The organism is Staphylococcus saprophyticus subsp. saprophyticus ATCC 15305 = NCTC 7292 (assembly GCF_000010125.1).
Classification (GTDB): domain Bacteria; phylum Bacillota; class Bacilli; order Staphylococcales; family Staphylococcaceae; genus Staphylococcus; species Staphylococcus saprophyticus.
Map to the genome: position 1 here is coordinate 1,041,137 of NC_007350.1, position 15,481 is coordinate 1,056,617.

General features: G+C 33.0%; 14 protein-coding genes. 13 read left to right on the forward strand and 1 reads right to left on the reverse strand.

Annotated features, from left to right (window positions below; all coding sequences use genetic code 11):
* The first annotated feature begins 48 nt into the window (after positions 1 to 48).
* The 8 genes from SSP_RS05180 (at position 49) to SSP_RS05215 (ending at position 8,220) form a co-directional block, all read left to right on the forward strand.
* Positions 49 to 1,686, forward strand: a complete 1,638-nt coding sequence (locus SSP_RS05180) for a putative polysaccharide biosynthesis protein (protein ID WP_011302859.1) — start codon at positions 49 to 51, stop codon at positions 1,684 to 1,686.
* The gene (locus tag SSP_RS05185) at positions 1,683 to 2,381 is read left to right on the forward strand and encodes a pseudouridine synthase (protein WP_011302860.1); all 699 of its coding nucleotides are present in this window, start codon (positions 1,683 to 1,685) and stop codon (positions 2,379 to 2,381) included. Before SSP_RS05180 ends, SSP_RS05185 begins: the two co-directional genes overlap by 4 nt.
* 18 nt (positions 2,382 to 2,399) lie before the next feature.
* Positions 2,400 to 2,813 carry a YtxH domain-containing protein gene (locus SSP_RS05190; RefSeq protein ID WP_011302861.1) on the forward strand — a complete coding sequence of 138 codons (414 nt, stop codon included), beginning with the start codon at positions 2,400 to 2,402 and terminating at the stop codon, positions 2,811 to 2,813.
* A 219-nt stretch (positions 2,814 to 3,032) separates the two neighbouring features.
* A complete protein-coding gene (pepV, locus tag SSP_RS05195; protein WP_011302862.1) occupies positions 3,033 to 4,442 on the forward strand; it encodes a dipeptidase PepV in 1,410 nt (469 codons plus the stop codon).
* Positions 4,443 to 4,444: 2 nt separating this feature from the next.
* Positions 4,445 to 5,290 (forward strand): D-amino-acid transaminase, encoded by an 846-nt coding sequence (dat, locus tag SSP_RS05200; protein WP_011302863.1) that lies wholly within the window; start codon positions 4,445 to 4,447, stop codon positions 5,288 to 5,290.
* A 463-nt stretch (positions 5,291 to 5,753) separates the two neighbouring features.
* A complete protein-coding gene (locus tag SSP_RS05205; protein WP_041784794.1) occupies positions 5,754 to 6,545 on the forward strand; it encodes a phosphotransferase family protein in 792 nt (263 codons plus the stop codon).
* A gap of 12 nt (positions 6,546 to 6,557) precedes the next feature.
* On the forward strand, positions 6,558 to 7,193 hold the full coding sequence (gene trmB, locus SSP_RS05210; RefSeq protein WP_011302865.1) for a tRNA (guanosine(46)-N7)-methyltransferase TrmB: 636 nt from the start codon (positions 6,558 to 6,560) through the stop codon (positions 7,191 to 7,193).
* Positions 7,194 to 7,392: 199 nt separating this feature from the next.
* Positions 7,393 to 8,220: a YtnP family quorum-quenching lactonase gene (locus tag SSP_RS05215; RefSeq protein WP_002482996.1), complete on the forward strand. Its 828-nt coding sequence runs from the start codon at positions 7,393 to 7,395 to the stop codon at positions 8,218 to 8,220.
* Between the two features lie 88 nt (positions 8,221 to 8,308).
* On the opposite strand, the gene SSP_RS05220 is transcribed toward SSP_RS05215, so the two are convergent.
* Complete coding sequence (locus SSP_RS05220; RefSeq protein WP_011302866.1) at positions 8,309 to 8,626, reverse strand: hypothetical protein; 318 nt, start codon at positions 8,624 to 8,626, stop codon at positions 8,309 to 8,311.
* Positions 8,627 to 8,708: 82 nt separating this feature from the next.
* Between SSP_RS05220 and SSP_RS05225 the strand changes: the two genes are divergently transcribed.
* The 5 genes from SSP_RS05225 (at position 8,709) to SSP_RS05245 (ending at position 15,478) form a co-directional block, all read left to right on the forward strand.
* Positions 8,709 to 9,785, forward strand: coding sequence for a M42 family metallopeptidase (locus SSP_RS05225; RefSeq protein ID WP_011302867.1), 1,077 nt, complete (start codon positions 8,709 to 8,711; stop codon positions 9,783 to 9,785).
* A 17-nt stretch (positions 9,786 to 9,802) separates the two neighbouring features.
* Complete coding sequence (locus tag SSP_RS05230; protein ID WP_011302868.1) at positions 9,803 to 10,111, forward strand: thioredoxin family protein; 309 nt, start codon at positions 9,803 to 9,805, stop codon at positions 10,109 to 10,111.
* A 119-nt stretch (positions 10,112 to 10,230) separates the two neighbouring features.
* Positions 10,231 to 11,094: a DUF1444 domain-containing protein gene (locus SSP_RS05235; protein WP_002483000.1), complete on the forward strand. Its 864-nt coding sequence runs from the start codon at positions 10,231 to 10,233 to the stop codon at positions 11,092 to 11,094.
* 14 nt (positions 11,095 to 11,108) lie between these two features.
* On the forward strand, positions 11,109 to 11,708 hold the full coding sequence (ytpR, locus tag SSP_RS05240; protein WP_002483001.1) for a YtpR family tRNA-binding protein: 600 nt from the start codon (positions 11,109 to 11,111) through the stop codon (positions 11,706 to 11,708).
* Between the two features lie 17 nt (positions 11,709 to 11,725).
* Positions 11,726 to 15,478 carry a DNA translocase FtsK gene (locus SSP_RS05245; protein WP_011302869.1) on the forward strand — a complete coding sequence of 1,251 codons (3,753 nt, stop codon included), beginning with the start codon at positions 11,726 to 11,728 and terminating at the stop codon, positions 15,476 to 15,478.
* The last annotated feature ends 3 nt before the right edge of the window (positions 15,479 to 15,481 follow it).

Here is a 15,481-nt window from a genome sequence, read left to right on the forward strand (position 1 = left end):
TTATTAAGATTACGAGTGTAAAATTTAATTTGAGATAGGACGATCTGAATGAGTGAAAGTAAAGAGTTAGTGAGAGGGACCTTTTTAATTACGCTAAGTATTTTAATTACTAAAGTATTAGGTGTAATTTACATTATTCCATTCTACGCCATAATTGGTGGAGAAGAAAATCTGGCGCCTTTCAACTACGCGTATACCCCATATAATATTGCCATTGCCATCGCAACAGCAGGTGTGCCATTGGCAGCATCAAAATATGTTTCGAAATACAATGCGTTAGGCGCATATAAAATTAGTGAAAAACTATATAAATCTAGTTTTATTGTTATGACCATAACAGGATTTATTGGATTTTTAGTATTATATTTATTAGCTCCAAGCATAGCTGGTATTACATTAGCCAATAAAGGTCATGTAGATGGTGGCTGGACTGTTGATGATATTACTTGGATTATAAGAATTATTAGTATCGTGGTCATTTTTATTCCATTATTAGCGACGTGGCGTGGTGTATTCCAAGGTTATAAATCTATGGGGCCAACTGCGGTATCAGAAGTTATAGAACAAATTGCACGTATTTTATTCATTTTAATAGGAAGCTATTTAGTGCTTAATGTGTTTAATGGTAGTGTACTTGTAGCGAATGGTGTTGCGACGTTTGCAGCGGCAATCGGTGCAATCGCAGCAATCATCGTCTTATGGTATTACTGGAGAAAAAGAAAGAGCAACATAGAACGCATGGTTGCAACGGATCATACAGGTATGGATGTCTCATATGGCAAGATGTATAAAGAGATTATTTCATATAGTATTCCTTTCGTTATTGTAAGTTTGAACTTCCCGCTGTTTAATTTAGTCGATCAGTTTACACATAACAGTGCGTTGAATTTAGCAGGTGTACCAAGCAATTTGCATGATTACTTTTTCTCAATTCTGAATATGACAACTAACAAAATTGTGATGATTCCGACATCTTTATCAGCGGGTTTTGCTGTGAGTTTGATTCCATTCATTACAAAGACTTATGCATCAGGCCAGTTACATGAAATGCACAGACAAATACGCACATCTTTAGGTGTATTAATGTACATAACAGTGCCAGCCAGTTTAGGTATTATGGCATTGTCCTTACCTCTGTATACAGTTTTCTATAGTTATAATATTGACGGTAGCCATTTATTATTTTATTATGCACCCGTTGCAATATTAATCGCGTTATTAAGTGTGACAGCGTCAATGTTACAAGGTATAGATAAACAAAAATTAACAGTATTTGTCATTTTAGCAGCAGTAGTAATAAAAATTATTTTAAACACGCCGCTTATAGTTACTTTCCATACGGCAGGCGCAATTTTAAGTACGGCAATCGCGTTATTATTTGCAGTGTTATGTAATTTTTATATTCTTAAAAAGTATGCGAAATTTAACTTTTCTGAGACTTGGTTACACTTTGGAAAAATATTTATGTATGGATTTATCATGATGATTGGGGTTGAATTGACATTCTTCATATTACAAATGTTTATTTCTCCAGAACATAAAATAGGTTCTCTAATTATTCTTGTTATAAGTGTTGTGTTAGGTATGCTGATTTATGGTAGCATGACAATGAAAACAAGACTTGCTGATCAATTCTTAGGTGAAATTCCAAATAAAATCAGACGCAAATTAGGTATTATTAAATGAGATTAGATAAATTTTTATCAAATATGGGTGTTGGCACTCGAACAGAAGTAAAACAACGCTTAAAAAAGAAGCAAGTCACAATTGATGATAAGGTAGAAACGTCACCTAAGAAGCAAATTAATCCAGAACTAGAAATAGTGAAAGTCAATGACCAAAAGATAGACTTTGTTAACAAAGTCTATCTCATGCTTAATAAACCTAAGGACTATATATCAGCTACAACAGATGAACAGCACAAGACAGTGCTCGATTTAATAGAGGACTATAGATACTTAGATTTGTTTCCAGTCGGCCGATTAGATAAAGATACAGAAGGACTTTTATTGATTACCAATGATGGACAATTTAATCACGAATTAATGAGTCCTGGTAAACATGTCGCTAAAACTTATGAAGTGATTTCTCAAAAAAACATTACAAAAAATGATATAAATGCATTTAAAGTGGGTATTGAATTAAATGAGGGATTGGCGAAACCTGCAAAATTAGTCCAAGGTGATGAATTAAACAAATCGTTTGTCACAATATATGAAGGACGTTACCATCAAGTGAAGCGAATGTTTCATGCTATAGATAATGAAGTCTTAGCTTTGAAACGTATTCGTATTGGCGACTTACAACTTGATTCAACATTAGCATCAGGAGAATATCGTCATTTAACTCAGCAAGATTTTAAACTATTAGGATTAAAATAAAGAAGAGGTGTAAATATTATGTCAAAATTATTTAAAGCAATCGTAGGCATAGGGGGAGCAGCTGCAGCAGTAGTGCTTTCCCAAAAAGAAAATAGAGATAAATTAAAAGATGAGTACAGTAAATACAAATCTAATCCAGAATCATACAAACAAAATGCAAAAGATATCGCTAGTCAAATCAGTTCAAAAGCTGGCGAAACATATAATGAAGTAAAACAGGATCCTAAAGGTTATGCTTCAAAAGTAAAACAAGATCCTAAAGGTTTCATTAATGAACAAAAAGATCGTTTCTCTAATGTGTCTGAACAAGAAGAAGAGCACGTTGAAGAAGCAAGATTTACAGATGAAGGTGCAGCCGATCCTTCAAACAATTTACGAGTTGTAACTGAAGAAGAGTTAAAAAATAATAGCAATAAACATGACGGTAAGTAATACGTTGTCATGATTTTATATCAAACCTAGTTCGCAATTGGAACTAGGTTTTTTATATTAATACAGTTTATATATATAGTAAAAGTAAGCGGTTTAACTGTTTTATTATAAAGCATAACAGTTAATTTTTTTGTTTTATGATTACATCTCACTGTAGTTTCTCTACGACTTCATGTAAAATATTAAGTATATAAGTTATAAGAAGGAAGTTGATTGTATATGTGGAGAGACAAAGTAAAAGAATATGAGGATTTCATACTAGAAGATTTGAAAGGTTTACTTTCAATTGAAAGTGTAAGAGAAGACGATAAAGCTTCTGCTGAAAATCCAGTAGGACCTGGACCTAGACAAGCTTTAGATTACATGTATAAAATCGCAGAACGTGACGGCTTTGGCACACATGATGTTGATCATATCGCGGGACGTATTGAAGCGGGTAAAGGCGATGATGTATTTGGTATTTTATGCCATGTGGATGTTGTACCTGCAGGCGATGGATGGGATTCAGATCCGTTCAATCCAGTAGTAACTGATGATAAAATTATTGCTCGTGGTACGTTAGATGATAAAGGGCCGACCATTGCTGCTTATTATGCAGTTAAAATTTTAAATGAAATGAATGTAAACTGGAAGAAACGTATACATATTATTATTGGTACAGATGAAGAGTCTGATTGGAAATGTACTGAGCGTTATTTCCAAACAGAAGAAATGCCTGAATTAGGGTTCGCTCCAGACGCTGAATTTCCTGCTATTCATGGTGAAAAAGGAATAAGCACGTTTGATGTAATTCAAAATGAAAAAGCAGATGATCAAGATGAGCCTGAATATGAATTGCGTTCATTTGTATCAGGACAAAGATATAACATGGTGCCTGATGAAGCGATTGCCAATGTAGCTGTTAAAGAAAATATGACAGATGTTATCCAAAATTTTGAACAATACTTAAACGAGCATGACGTTGAAGGTGAAAGTGTTGTAGATAGCGGTGTCTTGGTGCTTAAAGTACAAGGTAAAGCGGTTCATGGGATGGATCCATCTATAGGCGTCAATGCAGGATTATATTTACTTAACTTCCTTGCAACATTAAATTTAGATAAAACTGCTGCAAATTTCGTAGCGTTTAGCGAACGATACTTGTTTGAGTCACATTTTGGAGAAAAAATGGGAATGAAATTCCACACAGATGTTATGGGCGACGTGACTACTAATGTTGGAATTATCACTTATGATAATCAAGATGGTGGCAAATTCGGCATTAATTTAAGATATCCAGAAGGTTTTGAATTTGAAGAATCGTTAACAAGATTCAAGGGAGAAATTCAATCACTAGGATTTTCAATTGAGTTAGGTAAAAATCAAACACCACATTATGTAGAAAAAGACGACCCATTCTTACAAAGCTTAGTACAAGCCTACCGTAACCAAACTGGTGATGATACAGAACCGTATACGATTGGTGGCGGTACTTATGCACGAAATTTAGATAAAGGTGTTGCATTTGGTGCGATGTTTAGTGATTCTGAAGATTTAATGCATCAAAAAAATGAATATATAACTAAAAAACAATTATTCAATGCGACAAGTATCTATTTAGAATCATTATATAAATTGTGTGTGGAGGAATAAATATGACAAAAGTATTAATAAATGAAAAACTCGTTGATGAACAAGATGCAAATGTGCCTTATAATGATAGAGGTTATGTATTTGGCGACGGTATTTATGAATATATTAGAGTATATGATAATAGTGTATTTACTGCTAAGGAACATTTTGAAAGACTTTTACGTAGTGCAAAAGAAATTGGTCTTGAATTAAAATATAACGTTGAGGAACTTACGGAATTAATACAGGAGTTATTATCAACAAATGGTGTGATTAATGGTGGTGTCTACATTCAAGTTACACGTGGTGCCGCACCGCGTGATCATGCCTTTCCAACACCTTCTGTTGAAACCAATATTATGGCTTTCACTAAATCATATGATCGTCCTTACAAATCATTAGAAGAAGGTATTAATGCGATCACTACTGAAGATATTCGTTGGTTAAGATGCGATATTAAGAGTTTAAACTTGTTGGGTAATGTATTAGCTAAAGAATATGCAGTTAAATATAATGCTCAAGAAGCAATACAACATCGTGGTGATATTGTCACAGAAGGTTCTTCTAGTAATGTGTATGCAATCAAAGATGGTGAAATCTATACACATCCTGTAAATAATTATATTTTAAATGGTATTACGCGTATGGTAATTAAATCTGTTGCTGAAGATAAAGGGATACCTTTTAATGAAGAAACGTTTACATTAGACTTTTTGAAAAGTGCGGATGAAATCATTGTATCAAGTACTTCAATTGAGGTTATGCCAGTTGTTAAATTAAACGGTGAAAATGTCGGTGATGGTCAAGTTGGTTCGATAACAAAATCATTGCAAGAAGGATTTAACAGATACATTGATACACATAGTTAATATTTTCAATAAATAGATAGAAAATATAACAAAAATTCATATTAAATTATGTTATAATGCTAACTGAGCCGTTTGAAAGAAACTAATAGAAATAAGAAAGTAAAAAGTGACTTTTTGTTTCTCATTATTGGTTGAAATTCATACCCAAACATTATAAAATCTTTTATGAGTCTTGAAATTGAACGAGAAAAATTTCTTGAAAAAAGATAGAGAAATATTAAAAAATATGCTCTGTTTGGGTTTCTTTTATGGTATGCTATAAAAGTTACTATAATTTGAAAATCAGTTATTTATAATTTTAAAAATTAACTTGAGCCACATGGGACATTATGCTAGTCATAACACTTGAGACAGCATAAATTATGGTTGAAGTTTAAAAAATTTGCTATAGAAAATGATTATATATGGCTCTCGAAAAATGTTTTTCAGGAGCCATTTTCTAATTGAAAGTGAGGTGAACGTGTTGGAGCAGTTTTATCAATTGGGATGGACGCTTGACTCAGCAGGCGGTGCATCGGGTGAGGCATACATGGCCGAACAGGATGGACAAAAATTATTCTTAAAAAGAAATTCAAATCCATTTATAGCTGCATTATCAGCTGAAGGTATTGTGCCTAAACTTGTATGGACGAAACGCATTGAAACTGGCGAAGTTGTAACAGCACAACATTGGAAAAATGGTAGAGAACTTACTTTCAATGAAATGCATGAACAACGTGTAGCGAATTTATTGAAAAAAATTCATAGTTCAAAGACATTATTAAACATGCTAAAACGTATGGAAATGGAACCTATCACGCCAGATATTTTATTAAATAAAATAAATGCTTCGTTATCAAGAGATGTACTGACACATCACGTGGTTAGAAAAGCTTTAACGTATTTGGAAGATCACATACCTAACTTAGATCCTCGTTTCTTTACAGTTGTTCATGGTGATGTTAACCATAATAATTGGTTGTTATCAGATCATGATGAGCTATATCTCGTTGATTGGGAAGGTGCAATGATTGCTGATCCCGCAATTGATTTAGGTATGCTGCTATACAATTACGTTCCAGAAAATAAATGGCCAGAGTGGTTAAACGTGTATGGTACAAAAGATTCAATGGATTTACAAAAACGTATGAAGTGGTATACCGTTGTACAATCTATCGGTATGGTTCAATGGTATGAAGAACAAAAACGTTACAAAGATATGAATATGTGGCTAACTTTTTTAAATCAAGTGATGAATAATAATGCTTTTATATAAGGAGTTATCAAAATGAGAATGCGCTATAAGCCTTGGGCAGAGGACTACTTAAAAAAAGAACCGAATATAGTTGATATCGATGGTAGTCATGCAGGGCGAATCAGTGAATGGTTTGATAATGATCAACCGATTTATATTGAAGTAGGATCAGGTAGGGGTCAATTCATAACTACGCTTGCAGCAAAACATCCCGAAATAAACTTTATCTCTATGGAAAGAGAGAAAAGTGTTATGATAAAAGTCTTAGATAAAGTTATTGAACAAGGCTTAACAAATATCAAGTTAATTTGTAATGATGCAATTGAACTTAACGATTATTTCAAAGATGGAGAAGTATCAAGATTATACCTTAATTTCTCAGATCCATGGCCTAAAAAAAGACATACTAAACGTCGTTTGACATATCAAACATACCTAGCATTGTATAAACAAGTTTTAAAAGATGATGGTGAAATCCATTTTAAAACAGACAATCGTGGTCTGTTTGCATATAGTTTAGAAAGTATGTCTCAATTTGGTATGTATTTTACAAAAATCAACCTGAATTTGCATGAAGAAGATGATGAAGAGAATATTGAGACTGAATACGAAAGAAAATTTTCTGATAAAGGTTCAAGAATTTATCGTATGGAAGCTAAGTTTCATTAAATATAATTACGCACTCAATTGATAGGACATAGGTTCTATCAATTTTTTTATGTCCAAATTAAGATTTTTATAATTTAATGTAAATAGAATTGTGCTAATTTAAATGTACTTATGTCCAATATTTTACCTAGAACATTGTTTGTATTACTATTAATATTAAGTAGTTATTGTGTTTATATTTTACGAGGAGGATAAGTAGATGAAATTAGGGGATTTTCGTATACATTATTTAAATGGTGGTATCACTCACATTGATGGTGGCGCAATGTTTGGCGTGGTGCCTAAGGCGTTATGGACTAAAAAATATGAAGTGAATGATAAGAATCAAATTCCATTACCAACGCATCCAATATTAATACAATCAAACGATTATAATATTATCATTGATACAGGTATAGGTTCAGGAAAATTAACAGATAAAGAACGTAGAAATTTTGGAGCTCATTATGAAAGCCAAATTAGTGAAGACTTAAAGGCTTTAGATTTAACGACTGCAGATATTGATTATGTATTAATGACACATTTACATTTCGATCATGCTGCTGGATTAACAGATAATGAGGGTAATTCAATTTTTAATAAAGCAATCCATGTGATTCAACAAGATGAATGGCATGAATTTCAAAGCCCTAATATACGCAGTAAATCAACATATTGGCCAAAGAATAATGGAGATTTTAAAAAACGATTACTATTGTTTGAAAATGAAATCGAAATAGTGCCAGGTATTAAAATGATTCATACGGGCGGTCATAGTTTTGGTCATGCAATCATTACAATTGAAAGTCAGAATGAAAAAGCGGTGCATATGGGTGATATTTTTCCAACAACTGCACATAGAAATCCATTATGGGTTACAGCTTATGATGATTACCCTATGCAATCAATTAGAGAAAAAGAACGTTTAGTACCGTATTATATTCATCAAAATTATTGGTTTTTATATTATCATGATGTGAATTATTTTGCGGTGAAATTTGATAAGCAAAATATAACTGAATTTGATACATTTATTTCTAGGAATTAAAAAGGTTAAAGCTAAGCGGCACATGAATAAGAAGATATTCTGAGTTAGAATATGTTTGTCATCGTGTCGCTATGGCTTTAACCTTCTATCATTTGCATTCAATGATATCTAATATTTCACCTGTTTTGGCATCAGCATAAAAGTCATAATATGTAAGTGTGTTATGGTTTCGTGTCGTAATGCCACCTTGAAAAGCAATGATTTTTGAATCGGATTTTGTATACGTCATCGGCACTTTTAATATATATGATCCTATAACATTCATAAAATAAGTTTTTACTTCTTTAGTGATTTTTTCAGGATCTCGATATTGGATATGTTTTCGACGTTTATAAAAATAAATTGATCCTGCAATTGTAGTTAGGAAAAATAATAAGAGGATGAACCAATTTTTTTTATTTAACATAACATAATCTACCCCCAATAAAGTCATATTTATAGTTTACCATAATGAAGATGATATAATAAATATTAAGGAGTGAGAGACGTTGAACATAGATAAAAGTAAAACATTGAATAGAATGAAAACATTAACAGAATTACATGGTGTAGCAGGTTTTGAAGAAAATGTAAAATCATATTTGAAAGCAGAAATGGAACCATTTGTGGATGAATTTGTTTATAATCGTATGGGCGGATTTTACGGTGTTAAACGTTCGAAATCAAGTAATCCAAAACGAATCATGGTTGCTGCACATATGGATGAAATTGGTTTCATGGTCACAAATATCACGTCAAATGGTATGCTACAATTTACTAATTTAGGTGGCGTTGCAAACGATATATGGCAAGGCCAAAGGCTAAAAGTTAGAACGCGAAATAATGATGAGATTACAGGTATTGTAGCTAATATTCCGAAACATTTTAGAACTGGAAATGAAGGAGCACCTAAAATAGAAGATTTATTATTGGATATTGGTGCAGAAAATGCTGAAGATGTATCGGCACGTGGTATTGCTATTGGTGATACGATTGCACCTGATACGCCTTTTACACAGTTATCAGAGCATCGATTTGCCAGTAAAGCCTGGGATAACCGTTATGGTTGTTTAATTGGTATTGAGCTACTGGAATTATTAAAAAATACTGAATTGGACTTTGATTTATATGTCGGTGCAAATGTGCAAGAAGAAGTAGGATTAAGAGGAGCAAGTGCAGCGGCAGAGTTAATCGATCCTGATGCAGCATTTGTTGTAGATTGTTCGCCTGCGAATGATATGAAAGGTAAGCAAAATTTATCAGGGGAATTAGCTGGAGGTACATTAATCAGAATTAAAGATGGTACAATGTTACTTCGACCAACCTTTAGAGATTATTTGCTTGATTTAGCGAAGCAATATGATATTAAACATCAATACTATATTTCTCCAGGTGGTACGGATGGTGGAGAAATACACAAGGCAAAATTAGGTATCCCAACCGCTGTGATAGGTGTGTGTGCACGATATATTCATAGTACAAACGCAGTGTTTGATATTAGAGATTATGAAGCTGCCAGAAGCCTGTTAGAACAATCAGTTAGACATTTAAATGAAGACCAAATAGAAATATTACAATATAAATAATAATTAGGAGTGGTATTATGCAACAATTAGAAAGTGAGCAGCAATTTGAAAATCTGAAAAATGAACAAACAGTGTTTTTATTTACAGCAGATTGGTGCCCAGATTGTAAAGTTATAGAACCAGATTTACCTCAATTAGAAGCAAAATATACTAATTATAAATTTATTTCAGTTGATAGAGACAAATTTATTGATATATGCATTAATTATGACATTATGGGTATACCTAGTTTTCTAGTATTCTGTGACGGGAATCAAATTGGCAGTTATATTGGAAAAGAACGAAAATCCATAGAACAAATAGACCAATTTTTAGCGTCTTTGTAGGTGGCATTAATTTAGGATTAAATTATAAAAATATATACCCTTAGAGCGCACATTTTTTCTGTTCCTAAGGGTGTATTTATTGTAAACTATAGTAAGGCACGTAAATAGGAGTGTTAATAATGAATGTCTTTCAAATGAGAGATAAATTAAAAGATAGATTGAATCATCTTGATGTGAAATTTAGTTTTAATCGAGAAGATGAAACACTACGTATCTCAAGAATAGATAATGGTAAAGGCGTTACCGTTAAAATTAATCCAATAGTAGCTAAATATAAATCTCAAAAAGAAAAAATAGTCGATGAAATTGTGTATTATGTTGAAGAAGCAGTCGAGCAAATGAAAGGGGAGGCATTGGAAAATACGGATAATATCCAAATTATGCCGGTTTTAAGATCTCCTAGCTTTGATAAAAAAGACAAAAATGGTAATTCATTTGTAATCGATGCACATACAGCAGAAACAAACATTTATTATGCAGTTGATTTAGGTAAGTCATATCGTCTAATTGATGAAGCGATGTTAGAAGAATTAAAGCTAACAAAGCAACAATTAAAAGAAATGGCGCTATTTAATGTGCGCAAATTAGAAAATAAGTATACAACTGACGAAGTTAAAGGTAATATTTTTTACTTTGTGAATTCAAATGATGGTTATGATGCAAGTAGAATTTTAAATACGTCATTTTTAAATGAAATACAAGCACAATGTGAAGGTGAAATGTTAGTAGCGGTACCTCATCAAGATGTGCTTATCATTGCAGATATCCGCAATAAGACGGGTTACGATGTGATGGCGCATTTAACTATGGAGTTTTTCACTAAAGGATTAGTGCCAATTACATCATTATCTTTAGGTTATGATAAAGGGCATTTTGAACCAATCTTTATTTTAGGTAAAAATAATAAACAAAAAAGAGATCCTAATGTGATTCAAAGATTGGAAGCTACACGAAAACAATATGAAAATAAAGATAAGAAATAAGGAGTAATGAAGTTATGAATTTATTTTATAATAAAGAAGCTGTTGGCGATGTTGCATTTTTACAAATTAATCCTACAGAAGGTGAATATAACTACGTCACTCAAGGGGATGTAGTTGAAATACAGAATGACGGAGAAGTCGTAGGTTACAATATCTTTAATGCATCAAACAAAGCAACACTAACAGGTAATGGACATATTAAGTTGACTGAAACATTAGTTCAAGCGTTTCAAAAAGCAATTGAAGCTGCTGGATTTACTTATAAATTAGACGCAGACTTTACTCCTAAATTTGTAGTGGGCTATGTTGAAACAAAAGACAAGCATCCAGATGCAGATAAATTAAGTGTTCTAAGTGTTGATGTTGCAACTGAAAAACTACAAATTGTTTGCGGGGCACCGAATGTTGAAGCTGGACAAAAAGTGGTGGTAGCAAAAGTTGGTGCAGTTATGCCAAGTGGTATGGTTATTAAAGATGCAGAACTTAGAGGCGTTGCATCAAGTGGTATGATTTGTTCGATGAAAGAGTTAGGATTACCAAATGCACCACAAGAAAAAGGTATTATGGTTCTAAGTGATGATTACACGGTAGGGCAATCATTTTTTGAAGTATAAAAAGGAGGTAATGTAGTATGAGCTGGTTCGACAAGTTATTTGGAGAAGATAATGAATCAACAGATAATTATCTTAATAAAAGAAGCCAACGACGTCAAAAAGCTACACAAAAAGAAGAACATGATTCATTACTTCCTCAAAATAATGATGTTTATGAAAGACCCAAAGGGAAATTCAGGTTTCCTATGCGTGTTTTAGAAGAGGCAAATGACAGTTTGAAGACAGATGATGAGTTGAATTCTGATATTGCGTCTACATCTCATAAAACTTCCCATGATGCACATAATGATGTGAGTCATGGGAATGCACATCATCAACAAAGAAGACGTAGACATATGTATGATAAAACACCAACTCAAAATATAAACTCGAGTGATTCAGTTGGGCAACAATCGCAACAACAAGATCATTACCAAACTGAAAATGAGACTAGAACACATAAAGGCAAAAGAATGAGGATTCAAACGGATGTTTTACGAGCAAATGCTTCATCAAAACACAAACCAACGACGTCAAATTTTCATCATAGCGATTTTAAAGCGAGTGAAGTGCCTTCAGCGATTTTTGGTACTAAAAAACCCCGTCCTTTAGAAAATGGTGTCATTAAACGTCAAGATGATTCAGAAGAAGGTACGCAAGCGGAAAATGAGACGAATCATCGTAATTATAATGATGAATCATCTCAACAGAAACACCAAACAGTAAAAGATTCAGATAGTAATTCAACAGATATTCAAAATGAAGCACATATGTATCATGAAAATTCAAATGATACTGCATATGATTTATCTGATAACAAAGAGCGCCGTGACGCACAACATGTTGAGGAAAATGGTGAAGAAGTTGAGCTGAATCAACCAGTAACAAGTCAAAATAAAAAAGATAATACGATTAAAATAGAAAACATCTATGCTTCTCAGATTGTTGAAGAAATTAGACGAGAGAGAGAACGTAAAGTATTACAGAAGCGTCAATTTAAAAAGGCACTTCAACAAAAACGTCATGATAATCAAGACAAACAAGAAGATAGTATACAAAAAGCAATTGACGAAATGTATGCAAAACAAGCGCGGAATTACATAGGTGAAAGCTCGTTAGATGAAGATGGTAACGCAATGAATATGTCCAAATCGAAAACGTCAACATCACGTCAAAGTGCAGAAAATCAGCAACAAACAGAATCGACGAATAGTGAAGATATTGAAGAAGATTCAAATACACCATTTAATTATGAAGAAGTTGATTTAGATCATGTACGCGATGTTCATACGATTAATAATGAACAGGTTAATGTAAATACTAAAAATGACAGTTCCGCAATTGAAGCAGATCAAAATCAAGTTGAACAGGTCACACCTAACAGTGATTTCGAAAATCAAAACGATGAGAACAACACTGCAATAGAGTCTAGTCAAAGTGATATGTCAGAAAATGAGCGCACATACATATTAGAGAAATCGTTTGAGCGTTATTTAGATGAGAATGACGTGGATGATGCGCAGTATAGAGAATTATCTGAAACAGACCCTAAATCCAAAGAATCATTAGCTTTTGATTCATTAGATTCACAAAGTGAAAATGAGCAATTGTCAGAGTCATTATCACAACCAGACCATGGTTTTGAAAATTCAGAGTCCGATATTATCGATAATCATGTAACTTCAAATGATGCAGCACCATCAGAGGCATCACAGCTAGAATCTGATGAAAGTATGAATGAAAATGAATCGCTTAACGTCCAAAATGAAATATTAGATGAAAGGTCTGAATTGGAGCAATCTGATAGTACTGATAATAATAATGGAAATCATATTAAGCAACCCGACGAAACTAAAACGTATAAAAAGGCTACATCTATCAAGAAAGGTAGTAAACCTTTCAATGTCGTGATGACACCATCAGATAAAAAGCGTATGTTAGATGCACAAAAAGAAAAAAATAAGTCAAACATACAATTAAATAATGTAGATAATTTTAAACATAATACGTCATCCGATATTAGCGACAAACAATCACAGTCGAATAATGATCAATTAGCAAATGAACCTGCTTCAGAGTCATTGACTGTAACTGATGACAACCAAAGCGAAACGAATTTATCACATGACTTGATTGATGAACAGAGTGACTTTAAACCAGAAACGGATGCTTCTTTTTATAGTGATGATTATAATCGAAATGACTCAACTCAGTCTAATGTACAACAAGAGTCAGTTGAAAGTGCTGAGTCAGATATGACAAATGTGCCTTCTGAACAAAATGAAAATCATAAGCAAAATGTACAAGAACCAGTTCTCAAACCTGAAACTTCTGGTAACCAATTAGGTGGAGTAAATACATCAACTGAGGATGATAATAAGGCTACTATTAGAAGAGGACCCAATATTAAACTTCCAAGTATTGAGTTATTAGAAGCGCCAAAACAACATGAAATTGATAATGCTTGGATTGAAGATAAAAAACAGGAATTGAATGAAGCTTTTTATTATTTCAATGTGCCTGCAGAAGTTCAAAATGTTACAGAAGGCCCTAGTGTGACACGATTTGAATTATCAGTCGAAAAAGGTGTGAAAGTATCTAGAATAACAGCTTTACAAGACGATATAAAAATGGCGCTTGCAGCTAAGGATATTCGTATTGAAGCACCCATTCCAGGTACGAGTCTAGTTGGTATAGAGGTACCAAATCAAAATGCAACAACTGTAAATTTACGTTCAATTTTAGAAAAACCAGCGTTTAAAAATGCAGAATCCAAATTAACTGTAGCTATGGGACTTAGAATTAATAATGAACCTTTATTAATGGATATTTCTAAAACACCGCATGCTTTAATAGCTGGTGCAACAGGCTCAGGTAAATCCGTATGTATTAATAGTATATTAATGTCGTTATTATATAAAAATCATCCTGAGGAATTAAGATTGTTACTTATTGATCCGAAAATGGTTGAATTAGCACCTTATAATGACTTACCACATTTAGTTGCACCTGTGATAACAGATGTAAAAGCAGCAACGCAAAGTTTAAAATGGGCTGTTGAAGAAATGGAAAGACGTTATAAAGTTTTTGCTAAATATCATGTTAGAAATATTACGGCATTTAATAAGAAAGCAACTTATGAGGATAGAATGCCAAAAATTGTTATAGTAATAGATGAATTAGCAGATTTAATGATGATGGCACCACAAGAGGTGGAACAATCTATTGCGCGCATTGCACAAAAAGCACGTGCATGTGGTATTCATATGCTAGTTGCAACGCAAAGACCTTCTGTTAATGTCATCACTGGATTAATCAAAGCAAATATACCTACTAGAATTGCATTTATGGTATCATCTAGCGTAGACTCTCGCACTATCTTAGATAGTGGTGGTGCAGAACGTTTATTAGGTTATGGTGACATGCTTTACCTAGGAAGCGGTATGAATAAACCTATCCGTGTTCAAGGTACATTTGTCTCTGATGAAGAAATTGATGATGTTGTAGATTTCATAAAACAACAACGAGATCCGGAATACTTATTTGAAGAAAAAGAATTATTGAAAAAAACAGAAAGTCAACCACAAGATGATTTATTCGATGATGTGTGTCGATTTATGCTAAATGAAGGACATATTTCAACTTCATTAGTACAGCGTCATTTCCAAATCGGATATAATCGTGCTGCAAGAATTATTGATCAACTAGAACAACTTGGCTATGTGTCGGGCGCAAATGGATCTAAACCAAGAGATGTATACATTACAGAATCAGATTTGAATGAGAATTAATAT